This window comes from Pseudoclavibacter sp. 8L, from assembly GCF_902506465.1.
Lineage (GTDB): Bacteria > Actinomycetota > Actinomycetes > Actinomycetales > Microbacteriaceae > Pseudoclavibacter.
This window is the reverse complement of the sequence record NZ_LR733186.1, coordinates 631,081-652,891: the sequence shown is the minus strand read 5'-3', so window position 1 is coordinate 652,891 and position 21,811 is coordinate 631,081. Positions and strand designations below refer to the sequence as shown.

The following is a 21,811-nucleotide window of genomic DNA, read 5'->3' as shown; positions in this document are numbered from 1 at the left end:
TGCTCCATATGCCACGAGACGCGACTTCCCCCAAGCAGCGGTCAGACGAACAGCTCGGCGCGACCTCACCGTCCTCCGTGTCGTCGCCATCCACGCAGGAGGCGTCGCGCTGGCCAGCCTTCGCCGTGTGCGCGGCGGTCGCGGTCCTCACGATCCTGGACCTCGCCAAGGTCAACGTGACCCTCGGGCCGATCGAGCACACCCTCGGGGCTGCCTCGTCCGACGTGCAGCTCATCGTGGCCGGCTACGTCCTCGCGTTCGGCATCCTCCTCGTCCCCTCGGGCAGGCTCGGCGACCTCTGGAATCGCAAGCGCCTGTTCCTCATCGGCCTCGTCGCCTTCGGACTCGCCTCGCTGGTGTGCGCGCTGAGCGTCACGACGGAGATGCTCATCGGCGGGCGCATCCTGCAGGGATTCGCGGCTGGCATCCTCATGCCCCAGGTGCTCGGACTCATCCAGCAGCTCTTCACGGGGCAGGAGCGAGGCAGGGCCTTCGGCATCTTCGGCGCCATCGTGGGCCTCGGCACGGCGTTCGGTCCGACCATCGGCGGGCTGCTCATCGGCCTCCTCGGGGAAGAGGCGGGCTGGCGCTGGACCTTCGCGATGAACGTCCCGCTTGCGCTCATCGTGCTCCCGTTTGCCTGGCGTCTCCTGCCCTCGAAGCAGGAGGTGGCTCGAGGCCAGACCCTCGACCTCTTCGGCGTCGCCCTCCTGGGCCTGGCCGTGCTCACGACGATGCTGCCCTTTGTCCTCACCTCGGGACGCGACACCGACAACCCCGCACGCTGGTGGCTGATCGCACCGGCGGTCGCACTCTTCGTCGGCTTCATCCTCTGGGAACGGCGCTATCTCCGTCTCGGCAAGACCCCCGTCGTCGACTTCGCGCTCTTCCGCACGCCCTCGTACCGGTACGGGGTGCTCATCACGACGCTCTTCTTCGCGGCCATGCCGGTCGGCTTCCTGCTCGTGACGCTGTTCCTCCAGCAGGGACTCGGACATCCGGCCGTGCTGGTCGGCGCAGTCTCGGTGCCATACGCCCTCACGTCCGCCGTGGTCGCCGCGGTGTCTGGCAAGTGGACGTTCCACCACGGCGCGACGCTCGTCGCTGTCGGCGTCGCCCTCTTCGCGGTGGGCTACGCCGTGGTGCTCGTCGTCACCCAACTGGCTGAACCGGAGCTCTCGCCGTACCTGGTGAGTGCCGCCCTCATCATCTCCGGAGCGGGGGCGGGGCTCGTCATGGGTGCGAACCAGATGCGGATGCTGCTGCACGTTCCCGTCGAGCAGGCCGGCATCGCAGGCTCGTTCGCGCAGGTCGGTCAGCGCCTCGGGAATGCGATGGGGCTCGCGATCGGCAGCTCCGTCTTCTTCGCTGGCGTCGCGGCACTGCAGGTCGCGGGAACGGGCCCGGACACGAGCTCGCCCGTGGTCCAGGAAGCGTACAAGGCGTCCGTCGCGGGCGGGCTCATCGTCGTCATCGGCCTGTCCTGCATCACGCTCGTGGTCGCCATCGTCGACCTCGCGGGCCACCGCAGACGCCAGCGCGCTCAGCCAGCGGGGGAGTGACCCGCGCGGGCCGGGACCCGGGCGGAGATCAGTGGGCGGAGATCAGCGGGCCGAGATCAGCGCGCGGCGAGCGCCTTGAGCGCCTGCTCGTGCAGGAGCCCATTCGTGGCGAGGGCGCTCCCGTGCCACGGCCCCTCCTCGCCATCCATGCTCGTGAATGTGCCGCCGGCTTCGACGACGATCGGCACGATCGCGGCCATGTCGTACGGCTGCAGGTCGAACTCGCCCGCGACCTCCATCGCGCCTTCCGCGACCAGCATGTACGACCAGACCTCGCCGACCGCGCGCGTGCGCCACACGGCACGGCTGAACTCCAGCAGCTGCGCTGAACGCCCCGCTTCGTCCCAGCCCTTGAGACTGTTGTAGCTGATGGAGGCGCGTTCGAGCTCGTCGACGGCGCTCACCTGGATGCGCCGGTCCGTCGCGACGTCGCTGTCGCTGAGGTCGTCATCGAGGTACGCGCCCTGGCCTGTCGCGCCCCACCACCGGCGGTTGAGACCAGGTGCCGAGACGACGCCCACCTCGGGGACGCCATCGATGACGAGGGAGATGAGCGTCGCCCAGATCGGGATGCCGCGCATGAAGTTCGCCGTGCCGTCGATCGGATCGATGATCCACTGTCTGCGGGAGGTGCCGTGCGAGCCGTACTCCTCGCCCAGGATGGCGTCGCTCGGACGCGTCTCCGCGAGACGCGAGCGCAGCGCCTGCTCGACAGCGCGATCCGCATCCGTCACCGGCGTGCGGTCCTCTTTCTCGTACACCCCGAGCGAGCGCGAGTTGAAGTGCTTCATCGAGATCGCGTCGGCGATGTCGGCGAGCTCTCTCGCGAGACGAAGGTCGGAGGAGAGCGGATGCAGGAGTTCGGTGGCCACCAGCTCAGCCTAGGCCAGCCCGGTGATCAGTAGGCGGTGTCCGCTGCCTGATCGAGGGAGAGGAACAGGCGTCGCAAGGAGTCGAGCCTGGCGATTCCGGCCTCGTCGAGCTCCCCGTCGCGCACGGCGTCGTCGAGCGCGCAGTCCGGGGCGTCGGCCCGGTGCGTGCAGCCTCGAGGGCATTCCTCGGCGATCGCGGAGAGCTCGGTGAAGCCCTGCAGCACGTTGTCGCGGTTCACATGTCCGAGGCCGAAGGAGCGGACGCCAGGGGTGTCGATGATCCAGCCCGTGTGCCCGTCCGAGTCCTCGACGCGGACGGCGAGGGTGGAGGAGGACGTGTGCCTGCCACGACCGGTGACCGCGTTCACGACACCCGTCTCGCGAAGGGTGCCGGGGACGAGGGCGTTGACGAGGGTCGACTTGCCGACGCCCGAGTGACCGACGGCCACGGTCGTGTGCCCGCTGAGGGCGGCGCGGAGCTCCTCGATGGGCTCACCGCCGGGGCGCGACTCGAAGACCTTCACGCCGAGGGGCTCGACGAGCGCACGGAGCTCATCCGCAGGCGCCACGTCGGTCTTCGTCAGCACGAGGAGCGGTTGGATGCCGGCGTCGAGCGCAGCGACGAGGTAGCGGTCGATGAGTCGAGGCCGCGGCTCGGGCTGGGCCGTCGCGGCGACGATCAGCATCTGATCGGCGTTCGCGACGATGACGCGCTCGACCTGGTCGGTGTCGTCGGCGCTGCGTCGGAGCAGCGTCTTCCGCTCGCAGATGCGGACGATGCGGGAGAGGCTGCCGGTGTCGCCGGTCGTGTCGCCGACGAGGTCGACGAGGTCGCCCGTCACGATCGCCGTGCGGCCGATCTCTCGCGCCTTCGCGGCGGTGACCGTGCGTTCCTCTGGTGTTCCCTCGTCGAGGAGCACCGTGTAGCGGCCACGGTCGACGGTGACGACGCGCCCCGTCACCGCATCGCTGTGCTTCGGGCGCTGCTTGGACCTGGGCTTGTTCGCCTTGGGGTTCGGACGGACACGGATGTCCTCCTCATCCCAGTCGCCGTAGGCGTCGAACGCATCGCCGAGTGAGCGGGACACGGTCAGATGGCGAAGGCCGCGAGGTCGACGCTGCCGTCGTCCTCGCCCTCATCCGGGTCGCTGTGGGTGCCCTGGTCGAGCATGTCCTGCCAGAGCTGCACGAACTGGGGCAGCGTCTTGTTCGTCGCGTGGATGTCGTCGACCGTCACCCCCGCGATGGCGAGACCCACGATGGCGCCCGATGTGGCCATGCGGTGGTCCTCGTAGCTTCGCCATTCGTGCGCCGTGCGCGCTCCTGGAACGATCTCGAGTCCGTCTTCGAGCTCTGTGACCTCGCAGCCGATGCCGCGCAGCTCTGCTGCGATGGCCGCGACGCGATCGGTCTCGTGACCGCGGAGGTGCGCGATTCCCGTGATGCGGCTCGTGGTCGTGCACAGCCCGCACAGCGCTGCCAGGTTCGGGGCGAGCTCACCGGCCTCGGAGAGATCCAGGTCGACACCGGGCACCTCAGCTCCCTCGGCGATGCCGCGCTCGACCGTGCAGGTGAGTACGCCGTCCTCGACCGAGATGGTCGCGCCGAACAGGGGGAGGAGATGCTGGAGGTGCGAACCGACCTGCGTGGTCGACTCCGGCCAGTCTTCGATCGAGACGCTGCCGCCAGCGACGATCGCGGCGATCAGGAACGGCTCTGCGTTGGAGAGGTCCGGCTCGATCGTCAGCTCGCGCCCGTCGATGGCGCCGGGCTCGGCACGCCAGGTGCCTGGCGTCGAGTCGTCGATGTCGACGCCGCGGTCGCGCAGCGCCGCCAGCGTCATGTCGATGTGCGGCTGGCTCGGAACCCGATCGCCGGAGTGGATGAGCGTGAGTCCGTCCGTGAAGCGCGCGCCCGCCATGAGCAGCCCGGAAACGAACTGGCTGGAGGCTCCTGCGTCGATCGTGATCTCGCCGCCCGCGACCTCACCGGTGCCGTACAGCGAGAAGGGCAGGCCGCCCCTGCCGTCGTCGCGCACTTCCACGCCGAGCGCCTTGAGCGCATCCACCGTGCCCTTCATCGGGCGTCGGCGTGCGGCCTCGTCGCCGTCGAAGGCCACCGGGCCGAGCGCGAGGGATGCGAGCGGGGGAACGAATCGCATGACCGTGCCCGCGAGACCGCAGTCGATCGAGACGCCGCCTTCGAGCTCACCGGGCGTGATCTCGAGATCGTTCCCGAACCGCCCGTCGCCGGGCACCTCGGTGATCTGGGTGCCGAGCTGCCGAAGCGCGTCGATCATGAGCTCCGTGTCCCTGGCCCAGAGCGGATGCCGGAGCTTCGAGGGCCCCTCCGCAAGCGCCGAGAGCACGAGCTCGCGATTCGTGAGGCTCTTCGACCCGGGGATCTGCAGGCGCGCGTCGATCGGCGAAGTCGCCGTCGGAGCCTCCCACGGACCGTCGCCGAGGGTCAGCGGCTCGCTGCCCTCGTCATCTCGGTACAGGTCGAAGCGTGGTCCGGAATAGCCAAAGATCTCCATTGGTTGACAACGATACCGCCACACACGCGCGCACCACCCGGAAATGCGTTTCCACCTGACATCGAAGAGGAGGGCAGCCCTTGCCGACAACGCTCGCGCCGCCGAGGCGTCAAGCCGCTGAGCGGCGCACGGCAGTACACTCACGCGTAATGAGTGAGCAGAAGTCGCCTCAGGCGACCCCAGACCAGGACGAACTCCGGCAGCTGTTCGAGGAGCAGGCGCTGCAGTACATCGACCAGTTGTACGCGGCGGCCATGCGCATGACTCGGAACCCTGCGGATGCGCAGGATCTCGTGCAGGAGACCTTCGTGAAGGCCTTCGTCGCGTTCGCTCGCTTCGAGCAGGGCACGAACCTCAAGGCGTGGCTGTACCGCATCCTTACAAACCTCTTCATCAACTCGTACCGCAAGAAGCAGCGGGAACCGTACGCGAATGCGTTGGAGGACCTGGAGGACTGGCAGCTGGGCGGCGCCGAGTCGGCGACCGCGCAGACGTCGTCGCGGTCGGCTGAGGCCGAGGCAATCGACCACCTTCCCGATTCGACGGTGAAGGACGCCCTCCAGGCGATCCCTGAGGACTTCCGCCTCGCGGTCTTCCTCGCGGATGTGGAGGGCTTCTCCTACAAGGAGATCGCAGACATCATGAAGACCCCCGTCGGCACCGTCATGTCGCGGCTCCACCGCGGCAGGCGTCTGCTTCGCGATCGCCTCACCGGCTACGCGAGGGAGAACGGCATCATTCCGCCCTTGGACGGGGACGAGCAGGAAACAGGGAGCAAGAAATGACCGATTGCGGTTGCGAGAAAGCGAAGGACGCCCTCGAGGAGTACCTGCGCAACGAGCTCGCCAGTACGGATGCGAGTGACATTCGCGAGCACCTCGAGCACTGCAAGGACTGCGAGAGCGAGCTGCACGTGAATCGTTCGCTCATGGAGGTCGTGCAGCGAGCCTGCAAGGAACGCGCTCCGGAGGAACTGCGGCTGCACGTGCTCGACCAGCTCCGCAGCATCCAGCGCTCGCACGGCACGCCCGTCGCGAACTGAGCCGAGCAGGACCGAGACGCCCACGCGGCAGATGACTGCAGACCCGAACGATCAGGCCTGGCGCGCTCTGTCGGAGCGAGTCGGCGAAGTGGTAGCCGAACTGGACGCGCGGGCTGCCAGGCGTGAGACGCTCGGCGATCTCGTCGAGCGCCGTCCGGTGCTCGGGATCCGTCGCGGGCCCGTCATGCGACGTGTCTCCAGTGTCTGGCGGCTGCGCGAGCTGCTGCTGGACGACCGAGGCTGGCTGTACCGGGTCGGTTCGGTCATTCGCGTCGCCAAGCAGCCCGACCACTACAGCGAGCAGTCAGCCCTCGCCGCCGAGCGTCGCCGCGTCCAGCTGGCCGCGCTGCGCTCGGGTTTCGAGGTGGGCGAGACCGTCAACTACGGGGCGACTCCGATCCAGCTCTCCGACGGCCTGGGGGTCGACGCACACCCTGGGCTGGAGGTCGTCGGCGGCGAGGTCGTGCTGCACTGGGGTGCCGTGCCCGGCGCCCAGGCGGGCCTCGGCGCCGGCAGCTCGAGCGCGCTCGCCGCGTACCTCGACGACGCCGTGGCGCTCCTGACTGGTCGTTAGCCGCGCACGCGCACGCACACGACGAAGACGCCCGCCCGATTGCTCGGAGCGGGCGTCTTCGTCGTGCAGACGAGGCGCGCAGCCTAGTCGGCGAGAACGCCCTCGATGAGCTCAGCCTGCTGGCGCTGGTGAGCCTTCATGGTGCCCACGGAAGGTGCCGAGGACTCCGGTCGTGTGACGGCTCGGATCGTGCGTCCTTCGAGCATTGGGGCGAGGTGCGTGCGGATGAACGGCCACGCACCCTGGTTCTCGGGCTCGTCCTGCGCGTAGACGATCTCCGCGTTCGGGTACTCGGCGAGGAGGCGGTTGATCTCTTCGCCTGGCATCGGGTAGAACTGCTCGAGACGCACGAGCGCGACGCTCGTGTCCTCGCGCTTGTCGAGCTCCGCGCGCAGGTCGTAGTGCAGCTTGCCAGCGTGCAGCACGACGCGGCGCACGGCCGCCTTGTCCGTGATCCGCTCGTCGTCGAGGACGGGGCGGAACGAGCCGTTCGTGAAGTCCTCGACCGGCGAGACCGCGCTGCGGAGACGCAGCATCGATTTCGGCGTGAAGATCACGAGTGGCTTGCGGGGACGCGCGTACGCCTGGCGGCGCAGCAGGTGGAAGTGCGACGCAGGCGTCGACGGCATCGCGACCGTCATGTTCTCTTCCGCGGCGAGCGTCAGGAAGCGCTCGATGCGCGCCGACGAGTGGTCGGGGCCCTGGCCCTCGTAGCCGTGGGGGAGCAGCAGCACGACGCTCGAGCGCTGGTTCCACTTCTGCTCGGACGCCGAGATGAACTCGTCGATGATGGTCTGCGCGCCGTTGACGAAGTCACCGAACTGCGCTTCCCAGAGCACGAGCGCATCTGGCCGCTCGACCGAGTAGCCGTACTCGAAGCCCAGCACCGCGTACTCGCTGAGGAACGAGTCGTAGATGGAGATCGGTGCCTGGTTGTCGCTGAGGTTCGACAACGGCAGCCAGTTCTGGCCGTTGAGGCGATCGTGGAAGAGCGCGTGGCGCTGCACGAACGTGCCGCGACGCGAGTCCTGGCCCGACATGCGCACCGGCGTGCCCTCCATGAGGAGCGAGCCGAGCGCGAGCAGCTCGCCGAATGCCCAGTCGATGCCACCGTCTCGGCTCATCTGCTCCCGCTTGGAGAGCACCGCCTTGAGCTTGGTGTGCACCGAGAAGCCTTCCGGCGGGTTCCCGTGGGCGTCGCCGATGATCTCGACGACCTCGCGTGCGACGGCGGTCGAGTCCGGCTCGGAGCGGTGGTTCTCCTCGCGAGAGCCGACGGCCGAGAGCTCGGCCGCGGAGATGGGCGTCGACTGCGTCTGCGCCTGGTGGGTCTCCGCGAAGGCGCGCTCGAGGCGGTCGTGGAAGTCCTTCTGCGCCGCATCGAACTCGTCCTGCGTGATGTCGCCACGGCCGACGAGGGCTTCCGCGTAGAGCTTGCGAACGGAGCGCTTCGCCTCGATGAGGTTGTACATGAGGGGCTGCGTCATCGACGGGTCGTCGCCCTCGTTGTGGCCACGGCGACGGTACGAGATGAGGTCGATGACGACATCGCGCTTGAAGCGCTGGCGGTAGGCGAACGCGAGCTCGGCGACGCGAGCCACCGATTCGGGGTCGTCGCCGTTCACGTGGAAGACGGGAGCCGAGATGGCCTTCGCGACGTCGGTCGAGTACATCGACGAGCGGGCGTCGCGCGGGGTGGTCGTGAAGCCGACCTGGTTGTTGATGTTCACGTGGATCGTGCCGCCCGTGCGGTAGGCGCGGAGCTGCGACATCTGCATCGTCTCGTAGACGACGCCCTGGCCGGCCATCGCCGCGTCACCGTGGATGAGGATCGGCAGCACGGCGTCGCGGCCGTCGGACTTGCGGTCGATCTTGCCGCGCACGATGCCCTCGAGCACGCCGTTCACGGCCTCGAGGTGCGAGGGGTTGGCGGCGAGGTAGACGGGGATCGTCGCGCCGGATGCCGCCGTGAAGGTTCCCTCGATGCCGAGGTGGTACTTCACGTCGCCGGAGTTGCCGCGCCCGGAGCTCGACTGCACGCCCTCGAACTCGCGGAAGATCTGCCCGTAGGTCTTCCCCGCGATGTTCGTGAGGACGTTGAGGCGACCACGGTGGGCCATGCCGATGGCGACCTCGTCGAGGTCCTCCTCCGCTGCACCCTGGATGATCGTGTCAAGCAGCGAGATGACCGACTCGGATCCCTCGAGGGAGAAGCGCTTCTGGCCGACGTACTTCGTCTGCAGGAAGGTCTCGAACGCCTCAGCCTCGTTGAGCTTGTTGAGGATGCGCATCTGCTCTTCGTGCGTGGGCTTCGTGTACGGGTGCTCCAGCTCGTCCTGGAACCAGGCGCGCTGCTCCGGGTCCTGGATGTGCATGTACTCGATGCCGATCGTGCGGCAGTAGGAGTCGCGCAGGATGCCGAGGATGTCGCGGAGCTTGAGCATCCGCTGGCTGCCGCCGAAGCCGTCCGCGACGAACTCGCGCTCGAGGTCCCAGAACGTGAGTCCGTGATTCTCGATCTCGAGGTCGGGGTGCGTGCGCTGCACGTACTGCAAGGGGTCGATGTCCGCCATCATGTGGCCGCGGACGCGGTACATGTTGATGAGCTGCTGCACGCGCGCCGTCTTGTTGATGGACGCGGCGAGGTCGACGTGCACGTCCTGCGACCACACGACGGGCTTGTACGGGATGCGCAGCGAGGCGAAGATCTCCTCGTAGAAGTTGTGCTTGCCCGTGAGGTGCTCGTGCACGATCTTGAGGAACTCACCGGAGCCGGCGCCCTGGATGACCCGGTGGTCGTAGGTGCTCGAGATGGTGAGGCGCTTCGAGATGGCGAGGTCGTCGAGGACGTGCTGCGCCATGCCCTGGTAGGGAGCCGGGTAGTCGAGGGCGCCGGCACCGATGATGGCGCCCTGCCCCTTCATGAGCCTCGGGACGGACTGGAGTGTTCCCATGCCGCCCGGGTTCGTGAGCGAGATGGTGGTGCCCGCGTAGTCGTCTCCGCTGAGCTTGTTCTGGCGTCCGCGCTTGATGAGCTCCTCGTACGCTCCGAGGAACTCGCGGAAGTTGAGGGTCTCAGCCTGCTTGATGCTCGGCACGACCAGGGCGCGCGTTCCGTCCGGCTTCGGCACGTCGATCGCGATGCCGAGGTTGACGTGCGCTGGCTCGATGGCCGATGGCTTGCCGTCGATCTCGTCGTAGTAGACGTTCATGCTCGGGAACTTGATGAGCGCCTTCACGAGCGCCCAGCCGATGAGGTGCGTGAACGACACCTTGCCACCGCGGGTCCGCCGGAGGTGGTTGTTGATCACGATGCGGTTGTCGATCATGAGCTTCGCGGGGATCTCGCGGTAGCTCGTGGCCGTCGGCACCTGCAGGGAGATGTCCATGTTCTTGGCGATGGCCTTCGCCATGCCCTTGAGCGGCGACACGATGTTCTCGCGCGACGGCGCCTTCTCCTTGTCAGCGGCGGGTGCATCCGCTGGGATGAGCTTCTCCTGGGGGGCTGCGGCAGTCGTCTTCGCCTGCTTGCGAGCCTCGCCGTCGGCCGCTGGCTTCTTCGCCTCAGCCGCGGGAGCCGGAGCCGCCTTGGCGGGCTGAGCCGCTGGCGCCGTCTTCGCGGGAGCAGCGCCCTGCTGCTTCGCGTACTGCTCGAGCGTCGGCCACCAGGCCTCGTCTACGCTCTTCGGGTCCTTGACGTACTTTTCGTACATCTCCTCGACGAGCCAGTCATTGGCTCCGAAATCGGACTTTGCTTCGTCTGTACCCGCACTGGTCAAATGACTCGCCACCTGAGTTCGTCTCGCGTTCGTCTAGTGATGCGGGACGCGCCGAATCTGGGCGGCGACCCCATCGAGTGACAAGCCTAACGCCCTTGGCGAGCGCTCTGCGCGAAAGTGGGGTGTGGAGGGGGCTCCGCAAAGTAATCTGGAGGCCATGCACTTCTCTGGTCCCGCCCCTCACCACGAGCTCACCTACTCCGATGTGTTCCTCATTCCGAGTCGTTCCGACGTGGGCTCGAGACTCAACGTCTCGCTCGCCCCGGACGACGGGACCGGCATGACGATTCCGCTGGTCGCCTCGAACATGAACGCCGTCACCGGGCCCCGCATGGCAGCCGCCATCGCGCGCCGCGGCGGGCTCGGAGTCCTTCCCCAGGACATGTCGCTGGAGGAGCTGGAATCCGCCATCCGCTGGGTGAAATCGCAGGATCCAGTGCTGGACACTCCGTTCACCGCGAAGGGAGAAGCGACCGTCGGTGACGTGCTCGAGCTCGTGCCGCCTGTTGCAGGCTTCGGCGTCTCGGTGCTCGGGCCCACCGGAGATGTGCTGGGAGTCCTGCAGGCCTCGACCCTCGCGCGTGTCCCGAGCGACGCCGTGCTCGCCGACCTGAGCCACCACTTCGTCGACGAGATCCCCGTCTCGCTCGCGCGCGACTCGCGCGCGGTCTTCAACTCGTTCGCCGAGACCGGGTCGAGCTTCGCTCCCGTCCGGACCGAGACCGGCGAAGTCGCGACGGTCACCTCGGGCGGTGCCCTGCGCAGCACGATCTATCGACCTGCGCTCGATTCGCAGGGCCGTCTGCGTGTCGCGGTCGCTGTCGGCGTGTCGCGCAACGCGCTCGAGCGTGCTCGGGCGCTCGTGGAAGCCGGTGCTGACGTCCTCGTGCTCGACACGGCGCACGGCCACCAGGGGAGCATGCTGCGCGCCATCGAGGCGGTCCGCGGCGCTGAGCTCGGCGTTCCCATCGTCGCCGGGAACGTGGTGAGCGGAAGCGGAGTCCACGACCTCGTGTCCGCTGGGGCGAGCATCATCAAGGTCGGCGTCGGACCGGGTGCGATGTGCACGACCCGCATGATGACGGCCGTTGGCCGTCCGCAATTCTCGGCCGTGCTGGAGACTTCGGAGACGGCGCATGCGCTCGGGGCACGCGTATGGGCGGATGGCGGAGTGCGGTACCCGCGCGATGTCGCTCTCGCGCTCGCCGCCGGAGGCTCCGCCGTCATGATCGGCTCGTGGTTCGCCGGCACAGTCGAAGCGCCGGGCACGGTCCGGACGGACGAGTCGGGCAACTGGTTCAAGGAATCGTTCGGCATGGCCTCGACCAAGGCCGTCGAGGCTCGGTTCGGTGACCTCGAGCCCTACGAGCGCGCCCGCAAGCTGCTCTTCGCGGAAGGGATCTCGTCCTCGAAGATCATGCTCGACCCGAAGCGTCCCAGTCTCGACGACCTGATCGACATGATTACGACGGGCGTGCGATCGTCCTTCACCTACGCGGGCGCCGACTCGCTTCCAGAGTTCCGCCAGCGCGCGAAGGTCGGCATCCAGTCGGCCGCCGGCTACGAAGAGGGCAAGGCCCTCCCGGTGTCCTGGTAGTCGCGGTCGCGTGGGGGTGGTCTTCGCTATACTTCGTGGCAACTATGGACGATGATCATCCTCCGCGATCCGCACCTTCACGCGCCGCAGCTGCGCCTGCGCTGAGCGCCTCCTCCTCCCCGGCCCGGCATCCTGGCACCATCCCCGTATCGTGGGGTGAAGGCTCGTGAACGAGTGGGTCATGCTCGGCATCGGCGTGCTCCTGACGGTGGGGACCGGCGTCTTCGTCGGGTCTGAGTTCGCGCTTGTCAACCTCGACCGCAACGACCTCGAGAAGCGTCGGGAACGCGGGGAGAAGCGCCTCACCCCGACCATCAACGCGCTCAAGCACACGTCGACGCACCTCTCGAGCGCGCAGCTCGGCATCACGCTGACGACCCTCCTCACCGGCTACACGATGGAGCCGGCGATCTCGTCGCTGCTCTCGTCACCGCTCGGTGCCGTGGGGCTGCCGGAGGACGCCGTGCGCCCCGTCGGCGCCGTGCTCGCGATCGTGATCGCCACGGGGCTCTCGATGGTCATGGGAGAGCTGATCCCGAAGAACTTCGCCCTCGCCGTGCCGCGCGCGACAGCGAAGTTCCTCATCCCGCTGCAGGTCGCGTTCACAACCGTCTTCCGCCCCGCCGTCGCGGTGCTCAACGGAAGTGCCAACGGCCTCATCCGCGCTCTCGGCATCGAGCCCAAGGAGGAGCTCTCCGGCGCCCGAACGGCGGAGGAGCTCTCCAGCCTCGTCCGCCGCTCCGCGCTCGTCGGGCTGCTCGAGGGCGAGCGGGCGGTGCTCTTGAGCCGCACGCTGCGATTCTCCGACCACATCGCGGCGGACGTCATGACGCCCAGGCCACGTGTGCAGTCCATCGCGGTCGACGCGCCTGTCCAGGACCTCATCGACCTCGCGAAGTCGACGGGCCATTCCCGATTCCCGGTGACCGGCGAGGACATCGACGAGATCGTCGGCGTCGCACACCTGAAGAACGCGGTCTCGCTGCCGCTCGATCGCCGCCGTTCCGTGCCGGTCGGCGCGATCAAGACGGATGCGCTGCTCGTGCCGGAGACGCTGGGGCTCGATGCTCTGCTCGCCGAGCTCCGCTCCGGCGGCTTCCAGCTCGCCGTCGTCCTCGACGAGTACGGCGGCACGAACGGAGTCGTCACCCTCGAGGATCTCGTGGAGGAGATCGTCGGCGAACTCGTCGACGAGCACGACCGAGCGCATCTCGACGTCGTGCGCGCCAAGGGCCGCACGACGTTCGACGGGATGCTCCGACCCGATGAGGTACGGGACCGCCTGAACATCGAGCTCGACGACGACGGGCCCTTCGAGACCGTCGCTGGCTTCATGATGAACGCGCTTGAGCGAATCCCCGCGGTGGGCGACGAGGTGCAGGTCCCCGTCGGCACGTTCCGCGTCGAGCGGATGGAGGGGCGCCGGGTCGATCGCGTCGCGTTCACGCCGAATGAGTCGTACGAGTCGAGGGAGGCGCTCATGCAGCGCCTCGCCGACAAGCACGCCGAGAAGGAGAACCGTGGCTGAGTACTGGTCTGGACTCGCCTGGCTCGTGGTGCTCCTCGCCGCGAACGCCTTCTTCGTCGGTGCGGAGTTCGCGGTCATCTCGGCGAAGCGATCGCAGATCGAGCCCCGAGCCGAGCGCGGCAGCAAGGCCGCGCAGCAGACGCTCTATGCGATGGAGCACGCGACCGGCATGCTCGCGACGAGCCAGCTCGGCATCACCGTCTGCTCGCTGCTGATCCTCAACGTCTCGGAGCCGGCGCTGCATCACCTGCTCGAGATCCCGCTCTCTGCGACGGGACTCGGCGAGGAGATGATCTCCACGATCGCGTTTGTCATCGCGCTCATCGTCGTCTCGTACCTGCATGTCGTGCTCGGCGAGATGGTCCCGAAGAACATCTCCTTCTCGGTCCCTGACCGCGCGGCGCTCCTACTCGCCCCGCCGCTCGTGTTCTTCTCGCGGCTCTTCGCACCGGTCATCTGGGCGCTGAACGGCATCGCCAACACGACGCTGCGCTTGTTCGGCGTCGAGCCGAAGGCCGAGACGACGAGTGCGTTCACCTTCGACGAGGTCGCGGGCATCGTCGAGCAGTCCAAGCGCGAGGGTGTGCTCATGGATCGTGCGGGCACGCTCTCGAACACCTTCGAGTTCACGGCGAAGAAGGTCGCCGCGGTCGCGATCGCGGGCGAGCAGCTCGTGGTGCTGCCGCCGGAGGCGACGCCGGAGATGCTGCAGCGTGCGGTCTCCGAGCACGGCTACTCGCGCTACATCATCCTGGACGAGGAGGGCGAGTTCTCCGGCTATGTGCACCTGAAGGACGTGCTCGACCTCGACAAGCCCGACGAGTTCGACCAGCCCATCCCGGTCAAGCGCATCCGCTCGCTCGACTCGATGCACGACGAGGCCGATCTCGAGGACGCGCTCGCCACGATGCGACGCACGGGGAGCCACCTGGCGCGGGTCCTCGACCGAGAGGGCAACACGCTCGGGGTGCTGTTCCTCGAGGACATCATCGAGGAGCTCGTCGGCGAGATCCGGGACGCGACCGCTCGGCACTGACCCTCGGTCTCCTCACCGGAGCGAGGTGGCGACTTGGCGTGTCGTCGAAGAGCGACCAGTATGGCCGGGTGAGGGAATTCGATGCTCAGGATGCCGCGGCCAGCGTCTTCGCGCCGCGCGAGGACGACCACAAGTACCGCCGGGGTGTCACGGCGTTCGTGACGGGCTCCACGCACTACCCGGGCGCCGCCGTACTGGGCACGAGGGCCGCCCTCGCGACCGGGATCGGGATGGTGCGCTACGCCGGGGGCGAGGCGGAGACCAAGGCTGTGCTGTGGCAGAGTCCGGAGGTCGTCGCCGATCTCGCGTCGTTCGATGCGCTTGTCGTCGGGTCCGGAGTGGATCCGAAGGACGTGCGGCGCACCAGCGAGGCGCGGGAAGCGCTTGACCGGGCTCGGGAGCTCGACGCGACGGTCATCGCCGATTCCGGCGCACTCGGGCAGATCGCCAAGCGCGTGCTGGGAGGACACCACGTGCGCCGATGCATCCTGACGCCCCACGCGGCCGAGCTCGCCGCCCTCATCACGAAGCTCGAGGACACCGAGGTGCACGCCACCGACGTCATCAAGGAGCCGGAGCAGGCTGTCCGCCTCGTGACGGATCGTCTCGGCTGCACGCTCGTGCTCAAGGGGCACCGCACCTACATCGCGGGGGACGGCCCGACGATCGTCGTGGATGCTCCGGGAGCCTGGCTCGCCACGGCGGGGACCGGCGATGTGCTGGCCGGGGCCATGGGGGCGCTGAGCGCCGTCGCCTCGAAGCGAGACGTGGCCGAGCAGCCGGAGCCGCAGCACCTCGCGGCAGCGGCTGTCTGGCTGCACGCGCGAGCTGGCTGGCTGGCTTCGCAACTGAACGCGGGGAACTTTGAGGCGGCTTCCGCGCTGCTTGACCCGATCGACGAGCTCACGAGGTTCGGTCCTGGTGCGCCGATCAGGGCGAGCGACGCGACCGCTGCGTTGCCGCGCCTGGTCGGAGCGCTCGTGGCGTCCAAGCTGCGCGCCTGACCTGGGGTAGCTTGTCCCGCATGACTACGTCGTGGATCGCCCGTCACTGGCCGGGCCCTCTTTCGATCGTGACGCTCTGGCTTGCCTTCGCGGGCGTCCACTACGTGCTGATCCTCGTGAACCTCTACTCGCTCTCGAACCCCATGGGCGACGTGTTCCAGGTGTACCGCGGGTGGGTCGACCAGGCCCAGCTGGGGCAGGTGCCCGGCATCGATGCGACTTTCGTGTACCCGCTGCCCTCGCTGCTGCCGATGCTGTTGGCCGACGCGGTCGGAGGGCAGGCGAACTATGGCCTGGGCTGGCTGCTGGTGGTTGCCGCCGGCAACGCAGTCGCGTTCGCGGCGCTGACACTGTGGCGTCCCTCGTCTCGCGACGCCGGGCTGCGGCAGATCGCCGCCTGGTGGTGGCTCGTGCTCATGGCCCTGCTCGGACCGGTGGCGCTCGGCCGCATCGATGCGGTGAGCGTGCCGATCGCGATCCTCGCGCTGCTGGCGCTTCGGCGTCGTCCCGAGATCGCCGGTGCACTGCTCACGTTCGGGGCATGGCTCAAGATCTGGCCAGCTGCCGTGTTCGCCGCGGCCTTCATCGTGCTGCGACACCGGCTCTGGCTCGTTGCGGGTGCCGTTGTCGTGTGCGCCGCCGTGCTCATCCCGGCCCTCGCGCTCGGTGGCGGGTCGAACGTGTTCTCCTTCGTGACCGAGCAGACGGGACGAGGGCTGCAGGTCGAGGCGGTCGCCGCGACCGTGCCCATGTGGCTCGCATCCATGCAGGTGCCTGGCTACGACGCCTACTACTCGATGGAGATCCTGACCTTCCAGGTCGACGGTCCAGGCACGGAGTTCGTGAGCGCTCTGCTCACGCCGCTGCTGGCCGTCGCCGTGCTCGGGGTGGTGCTGCTCGCGCTGGTCTCCAAGCGCCGGGGCATGCCGTTCACGCGCCTGTTCCCAGCCCTGTCGCTCGCGCTTGTGCTCTCGTTCATCGTCTTCAACAAGGTCGGCTCGCCGCAGTTCATCACGTGGCTCGCGCCGGTCATCGTGTTCGGGCTCATCGTGGACATCAGGCGCTTCGCGCTGCCCGCCGGCATCGCCCTGTGCATCGCCTGGCTCACGCAGATCATCTATCCAGGCAACTACAACTTCGTGACCGACGCCCACTCCGCCGGTGTCGCGCTCCTCGCGGGTCGCAACGGCCTGCTGGTCGTGCTGCTCATCTGGGCGCTCTGGGCCATGTGGCCGCGCAGCAGGCGCACCGTGCGCGGGGTTCAGAGGGGCAGCTCGGCGGCTCGCACCCCGGCGAGCTCAGCCGTTCGCGAGCATGGAGCGGATGGCGTCGCCGACGTGGTGGATCTCGAGCAGGAACCCGTCGTGGCCGAAGCTCGACCTGATCGTGACGGCTCTGTCGCCTGAGTAGCTGTTCTGCACGCCCTCGGCGATGCGGTGCTGCGTCTCGGGCGGGAAGAGCACGTCCGTTGAGATGCCGATGACCATGGTGGATGCGGTGACGCGCGCGAGCGCAGCATCGAGGCCCCCGCGATCGCGGCCGACGTTGTGCGAGCTCATGGCCGTCAGCAGCGTGATGTAGCTGTTGGCGTCGAAGCGCCGCGTGAAGCGGTTGCCGTGGAAGTCGAGGTAGGACTCGACGGCGTAGCGCCCTTCGTCCTGCTCCGGGCTGAGGTTGGACTGCCAGCTGCGTCCGAAGCGGTCGTCGAGCTCGGTGCCCGACCTGTAGTTGAGCATGGCGAGGCGCCGTGCGAGGGCGAGGCCGCGGTGCGGTCCGAACCCGGCGGGTTCGTCCGCGTAGTCGCCCCCGTTGAAGTTCGGATCGAGCCTGATGGCGTCGATCTGCAGGGTGTTCTGCGCGATGGTCTGCGCATCGGACGCCGCGGGGGCACTCATCACGACGAGCCGCTGCGTGCGGTCGGGGTACATGATGCCCCACTCGAGCGCGTGCATGCCGCCCATGGAGCCGCCGATGACGGCGGCGAACGAGGCGATGCCGAGTTCATCCGCGAGCAGCGCCTGCGCTCGCACCTGGTCGCGGATCGTGAGCACCGGGAAGGAGGCGCCGTACGCGTTTCCGCGAGCATCGAGGCTCGCGGGTCCCGTCGAGCCCTGGCAGCCGCCGAGCATGTTGGGGGCGATCACGAAGTAGCGGTCCGTGTCGAGAGGCGCCCCGGGGCCGACGATGCCCGGCCACCAGCCGGCGGTCGGATGTCCGGGCCCGAGCGGCCCCTCCACGTGCGAGTCGCCGGTGAGCGCGTGGAGCACGAGGATCGCGTTCGAGCGGTCGGCGTTGAGCGTGCCCCACGTCTCGTAGGCGAGCCGGATGAGCGGGAGCTCGCCGCCGTGCTCGGGGCTGAACGCCCCGAGCCAGGCGAACTGGCGGTGGCCGACGTCGTCGCCGTCGCGCCACGCGCCCGAGGCGGGCGGCCTCAGCGAGACCGCCCGCAATTCGTCGTTCGGAATTCTGCCGCTCGGCGGCGAGATGCCGTGATCTGTCCAGTCCATCAGCGCCAGGCTAGCGGCTACCCCGCGCCTAGGCGCGAAGCGAGTCGAGGGCCTGCGAGAGGTCCGCGATGAGGTCGTCGACGTTCTCGAGTCCCACTGAGAGCCGCACGAGTCCGGGGTTGATGCCGGATGCGAGGAGCTGCTCTGGGGTGAGCTGCGAGTGCGTCGTCGACGGCGGGTGGACGATGAGGCTGCGGACGTCGCCGATGTTCGCGAGGTGGCTGAAGAGCTGCACGCGCTCGACGAGCTTTCGGCCAGCTTCGACGCCGCCGCGGAGCTCGAACGACAGGATGGCACCCGCGCCGTTCGGCGCGTAGCGCTTCGCCAGGGCATTCCAGGGGCTCGACTCGAGGCCCGCGTAGTTGACGTTCTGCACCTCGGCGTGGCCCTGGAGCCACGACGCGATCGCGGTCGCGTTGGAGACGTGGCGCTCCATGCGAAGGCTCAGCGTCTCGACACCCTGCAGGATCTGCCAGGACGAAGCGGGCGCGATGGACGCGCCGATGTCGCGCAGCAGCTGCACTCGGGCCTTGGTGTGGAACGCGTTGGCGTTGCCGAGGGCGCCCGTGTAGCTGAGGCCGTCGTAGCTCGGGTCGGGCTCGGACAGGCCGGGGAAGCGGTCCTTGTGCTCATCCCAAGGGAAGGTGCCGCCGTCGACGATGACGCCGCCGATCACGGCCCCGTGGCCGCCGAGGAACTTCGTCGCGGAGTGGACGACGATGTCGGCCCCGTGCTCGAAGGGCCGGATGAGGAAGGGGGTGGCGATGGTGTTGTCGACGATGAGGGGCACGCCGACCTCGTGAGCGACCGTGGCGACTGTCTCGATATCGAGGATGTTGACGGCCGGGTTGCCGATCGTCTCGCCGAAGAACAGCTTCGTGTTGTCCTTCGCCGCTGCACGCCAGGCGTCTGGGTTGTTCTGGTCCTCGACGAAGGTGACGTCGATGCCGAGCTTCGCGAACGTGTACTTGAAGAGGTTGAACGTGCCGCCGTAGATGGACGTCGAGGACACGATGTGGTCGCCGGCTCCGGCGATGTTCAGGATCGCGAACGTCTCTGCCGCCTGGCCGGAGGCGAGCGCGAGAGCCCCGCTACCGCCTTCAAGGTCGGCGATGCGCGCCTCGAGCACTGCGGTCGTGGGGTTCGTGATGCGCGTGTAGATGTTCCCGGCGCGCGAGAGCGAGAAGAGATCGGCCGCGTGCTGTGCGTCATCGAACACGTACGAGGTCGTCTGGTAGATCGGGGTGACGACCGCGTTGGTCGTGGGGTCGGGGGCAGAGCCTGCGTGGATCTGCCTGGTCTCGAAGCTCTGGGTCATGGGTAGCCTCCGTGTCGGCCGCGACCCGACTGGACAGCCGGGTGGCACCGAGTGTGGCAGTGGGCGCAGGCGCGGGCAACGGAGCTGGACACAAATCGTCACGCGTGCCAGGCGCGGCGAGCGGCCGCATGCCACGATGGAGGTATGCCTGAAGAACAGAGAACGCGTGTTGTCGTAGTGACGGGAGCGAGCAGCGGAATCGGCCGGTCGACGGTCAGGTCGCTGCGCGCAGAGGGCAGAGTGGTGCTCGCGACTGCCCGCCGTGCCGACCGGCTCGAGGAGCTCGCCGCCGAGACCGGCGCGGAGGTGCTGGCGGGGGACATCACCGACGACGCCTTCGTGGCCGAGCTCCGAGACACCGCGAGCCGACTCGGAGAGGTCGAGGCCCTGGTCAACGTCGCCGGGGGCGCGTTCGGCACCGAGAGCGTCGAGGAGAGCAGCATCGCCGATTGGCAGCTGATGTTCGAGCTCAACGTCCTCGGCACGAAGCGCGTCATCACGGCCTTCCTGCCCCTGCTGCGCGCATCCGCCGCGAGCAGCACGGACGATTTCCCACACGCAGACATCGTCACGGTCACGTCGACTGCCGGACGCGTCATCTACCAGGGCGGTGGCGGCTACGTCGCGACGAAGGCCGCGGAGGCAGCGATGATCGGGGTGCTGCGCCTGGAACTCGGCGGTGAGCCAATCCGGGTCATCGACATCGCGCCTGGGATGGTGCACACGGAGGAGTTCACGCTCAAGCGGATGCGGGGCGACGAAGCCTCAGCTGACAAGCTCTACGAGGGCGTCGATCATCCGCTCACCGCGGAGGACATCGCGGCGACGATCCAGCTCGCGCTCCAGCTTCCCGGTCACGTCAACGTCGACGAGCTCGTCGTGCGTCCGGTGGCGCAGCGGGAGCAGTTCCAGCTGCACCGCGGCCCCCTCGTCATGAAGGGCGCCGCGAAGGAGGCCGGCGAGTGAGCATCTTCCTGGTAGGCGGCGGAGACGGGCCAGGGGTTGAGCTCGCGCTCGCCCAGCTCGCGGGCGAGGCTCGAAGCCGCGCCGACGGAGCGACGCCCGTCATCGCGGTCATCGCGGTCGGGGAGAACCCGGAGCCCGTCGCGGACTGGTTCGCGGACCGACTCCGATCGGTTGACCCTGGCGTCCTGGCGACTCCCGTGCTCGCCCGAAGCACCGCGAGCGGTGAACCGCTCGACGAGATCGATCTTTCCAGCTTCTCGACGGCCCACGGCATCCTCGTCTGCGGGGGCCACACCCCCGCGTATCTCGCCGCACTGGCGCCGCTCGCGACCGACATCCGCCGCCTGGTGGCAGAGGGCGTCTCCTACCTCGGCTACTCGGCCGGTGCCGCCATCGCGGCGGACGAGGCCATCATCGGCGGGTGGCGCATCGGCGGGGTGCCCGTCGCCCCGGAGGAATCCGGCGAGGGACTCGACGAGGTGACGTTCGAGGCCGGCCTCGGGCTGGTCGATCTGACCATCGAGGCGCACGCCGCCCAGTGGGGGCTCGTCGCGCTGTGCGCGGCGAGTATCGAAGCGGGACTCGCGGAGCGCATCCTCGCCGTTGACGAGGACACCGTCCTCAAAGTCGGAGAGGGCGCGCTGGAGATCCTCGGGTCAGGGAGCGTCTGGCAGCTGACCGCGGGGGAGGGCGGCGTCACGGTCTCCTCCAGCCGAGCCTCGGAATGACGGACCTGCGCGGGCTCAGCGATCTGCATCGGCTCGACCCGGGGTGGGCTCGGGCGCTCGAGCCAGCCGCCGGCCGCCTGGAGGAGATCGCGGAGCGGCTGAAGCTGGAGGAGGATGCCGGCCGCGACTTCTTGCCGGCTCCTGAGCACATCCTCAGGGCATTCGAGGCCCCACTCCACGACGTCCGGGTCCTGATCGTGGGCCAGGACCCGTATCCGACCCCTGGCCATCCCATCGGACTGTCCTTCGCCACCGAGGGCCACGTCCGGCCGCTCCCTCGGAGCCTCGCGAACATCTACCGGGAGCTGCACGACGACCTGGGCATCGAAGCGGCCACCACCGGCGATCTCTCGCGGTGGAGCGAGCAGGGAGTCCTCCTCCTGAACCGTGTCCTGACGGTCGGTGCCGGCGCGGCGGGCTCGCACCGCGCGTTCGGCTGGCAGTCGGTCACGGATCTGGCAATCGAGGCCCTCGTTGCCCGCAGGCGTCCGCTCGTTGCGATTCTCTGGGGCAAGGACGCGCAGGCCCTCGCTCCGCTGCTCGGCGAGACCCCAACGCTCCTGAGCGCACACCCCAGCCCGCTGTCCGCCTCACGCGGCTTCTTCGGCTCCCGTCCGTTCTCGCGGACCAACGAGCTGCTGCGCCAGCAGGGTGCGGATCCGGTCGACTGGCGGGTTGTCGAGACGCCCCAGGGCGCCACGCAGCCAGCCCTGTTCTAGCTGGGCCAGACCGAGCGGCACCCGACACGAGCTTCAGAGAGGC

The 21,811-nt window shown here is 68.5% G+C and carries 18 protein-coding genes; 12 read left to right on the top strand and 6 right to left on the bottom strand.

All coding sequences use genetic code 11. The features are described from left to right. Positions 1 to 8: 8 nt before the first annotated feature. Positions 9 to 1,562, top strand: coding sequence for an MFS transporter (locus tag GV007_RS09900; protein WP_160072242.1), 1,554 nt, complete (start codon positions 9 to 11; stop codon positions 1,560 to 1,562). Between the two features lie 56 nt (positions 1,563 to 1,618). Here the strand turns inward: GV007_RS09900 and GV007_RS09895 are convergent, their stop codons facing one another. The 3 genes from GV007_RS09895 to aroA are packed head-to-tail and all read right to left on the bottom strand — an operon-like array spanning position 1,619 to position 4,970. After that, entirely contained in the window at positions 1,619 to 2,434 is an 816-nt protein-coding gene (locus GV007_RS09895) for an inositol monophosphatase family protein (RefSeq protein WP_104298600.1), read from the bottom strand. A 26-nt stretch (positions 2,435 to 2,460) separates the two neighbouring features. After that, positions 2,461 to 3,522 carry a ribosome small subunit-dependent GTPase A gene (rsgA, locus tag GV007_RS09890; RefSeq protein ID WP_160072241.1) on the bottom strand — a complete coding sequence of 354 codons (1,062 nt, stop codon included), beginning with the start codon at positions 3,520 to 3,522 and terminating at the stop codon, positions 2,461 to 2,463. Positions 3,523 to 3,524: 2 nt separating this feature from the next. Next, a complete protein-coding gene (aroA, locus tag GV007_RS09885; RefSeq protein WP_160072240.1) occupies positions 3,525 to 4,970 on the bottom strand; it encodes a 3-phosphoshikimate 1-carboxyvinyltransferase in 1,446 nt (481 codons plus the stop codon). A 149-nt stretch (positions 4,971 to 5,119) separates the two neighbouring features. Between aroA and GV007_RS09880 the strand changes: the two genes are divergently transcribed. The 3 genes from GV007_RS09880 to GV007_RS09870 are packed head-to-tail and all read left to right on the top strand — an operon-like array spanning position 5,120 to position 6,586. Continuing rightward, positions 5,120 to 5,755, top strand: a complete 636-nt coding sequence (locus GV007_RS09880) for a sigma-70 family RNA polymerase sigma factor (RefSeq protein WP_104241530.1) — start codon at positions 5,120 to 5,122, stop codon at positions 5,753 to 5,755. Continuing rightward, complete coding sequence (locus GV007_RS09875) at positions 5,752 to 6,012, top strand: zf-HC2 domain-containing protein (RefSeq protein WP_104330785.1); 261 nt, start codon at positions 5,752 to 5,754, stop codon at positions 6,010 to 6,012. Before GV007_RS09880 ends, GV007_RS09875 begins: the two co-directional genes overlap by 4 nt. Before the next feature lie 31 nt (positions 6,013 to 6,043). Next, entirely contained in the window at positions 6,044 to 6,586 is a 543-nt protein-coding gene (locus GV007_RS09870) for a hypothetical protein (RefSeq protein WP_160072239.1), read from the top strand. Positions 6,587 to 6,669: 83 nt separating this feature from the next. Here the strand turns inward: GV007_RS09870 and GV007_RS09865 are convergent, their stop codons facing one another. After that, positions 6,670 to 10,377: a multifunctional oxoglutarate decarboxylase/oxoglutarate dehydrogenase thiamine pyrophosphate-binding subunit/dihydrolipoyllysine-residue succinyltransferase subunit gene (locus tag GV007_RS09865; protein ID WP_104241527.1), complete on the bottom strand. Its 3,708-nt coding sequence runs from the start codon at positions 10,375 to 10,377 to the stop codon at positions 6,670 to 6,672. A 145-nt stretch (positions 10,378 to 10,522) separates the two neighbouring features. Between GV007_RS09865 and GV007_RS09860 the strand changes: the two genes are divergently transcribed. The 5 genes from GV007_RS09860 (at position 10,523) to GV007_RS09840 (ending at position 16,936) form a co-directional block, all read left to right on the top strand. Further along, positions 10,523 to 11,962 (top strand): GuaB1 family IMP dehydrogenase-related protein, encoded by a 1,440-nt coding sequence (locus GV007_RS09860; protein ID WP_160072237.1) that lies wholly within the window; start codon positions 10,523 to 10,525, stop codon positions 11,960 to 11,962. Between the two features lie 181 nt (positions 11,963 to 12,143). After that, positions 12,144 to 13,490, top strand: coding sequence for a hemolysin family protein (locus GV007_RS09855; RefSeq protein WP_104242103.1), 1,347 nt, complete (start codon positions 12,144 to 12,146; stop codon positions 13,488 to 13,490). Further along, positions 13,483 to 14,526, top strand: a complete 1,044-nt coding sequence (locus GV007_RS09850) for a hemolysin family protein (protein WP_160072235.1) — start codon at positions 13,483 to 13,485, stop codon at positions 14,524 to 14,526. The genes GV007_RS09855 and GV007_RS09850 overlap by 8 nt, the downstream gene beginning before the upstream one ends. Before the next feature lie 68 nt (positions 14,527 to 14,594). Further along, positions 14,595 to 15,530: an ADP-dependent NAD(P)H-hydrate dehydratase gene (locus tag GV007_RS09845; protein ID WP_160072233.1), complete on the top strand. Its 936-nt coding sequence runs from the start codon at positions 14,595 to 14,597 to the stop codon at positions 15,528 to 15,530. 20 nt (positions 15,531 to 15,550) lie between these two features. Next, positions 15,551 to 16,936 carry a glycosyltransferase 87 family protein gene (locus GV007_RS09840; RefSeq protein ID WP_160072231.1) on the top strand — a complete coding sequence of 462 codons (1,386 nt, stop codon included), beginning with the start codon at positions 15,551 to 15,553 and terminating at the stop codon, positions 16,934 to 16,936. Here GV007_RS09840 and metX read toward each other — a convergent pair. Both metX and GV007_RS09830 read right to left on the bottom strand, forming a co-directional pair. Next, positions 16,829 to 18,037: a homoserine O-acetyltransferase MetX gene (gene metX / locus GV007_RS09835; RefSeq protein WP_160072229.1), complete on the bottom strand. Its 1,209-nt coding sequence runs from the start codon at positions 18,035 to 18,037 to the stop codon at positions 16,829 to 16,831. The two genes, GV007_RS09840 and metX, sit on opposite strands and share 108 nt — an antisense overlap. Before the next feature lie 28 nt (positions 18,038 to 18,065). After that, positions 18,066 to 19,355, bottom strand: a complete 1,290-nt coding sequence (locus GV007_RS09830; protein WP_160072227.1) for a bifunctional o-acetylhomoserine/o-acetylserine sulfhydrylase — start codon at positions 19,353 to 19,355, stop codon at positions 18,066 to 18,068. A 144-nt stretch (positions 19,356 to 19,499) separates the two neighbouring features. Here GV007_RS09830 and GV007_RS09825 point away from each other — a divergent pair, with 144 nt between their 5' ends. The 3 genes from GV007_RS09825 to GV007_RS09815 are packed head-to-tail and all read left to right on the top strand — an operon-like array spanning position 19,500 to position 21,768. Beyond that, complete coding sequence (locus GV007_RS09825; protein ID WP_160072225.1) at positions 19,500 to 20,321, top strand: SDR family oxidoreductase; 822 nt, start codon at positions 19,500 to 19,502, stop codon at positions 20,319 to 20,321. Beyond that, positions 20,318 to 21,049: a Type 1 glutamine amidotransferase-like domain-containing protein gene (locus GV007_RS09820; protein WP_160072223.1), complete on the top strand. Its 732-nt coding sequence runs from the start codon at positions 20,318 to 20,320 to the stop codon at positions 21,047 to 21,049. Before GV007_RS09825 ends, GV007_RS09820 begins: the two co-directional genes overlap by 4 nt. Next, the gene (locus GV007_RS09815; RefSeq protein ID WP_160072221.1) at positions 21,046 to 21,768 is read left to right on the top strand and encodes a uracil-DNA glycosylase; all 723 of its coding nucleotides are present in this window, start codon (positions 21,046 to 21,048) and stop codon (positions 21,766 to 21,768) included. Before GV007_RS09820 ends, GV007_RS09815 begins: the two co-directional genes overlap by 4 nt. The last annotated feature ends 43 nt before the right edge of the window (positions 21,769 to 21,811 follow it).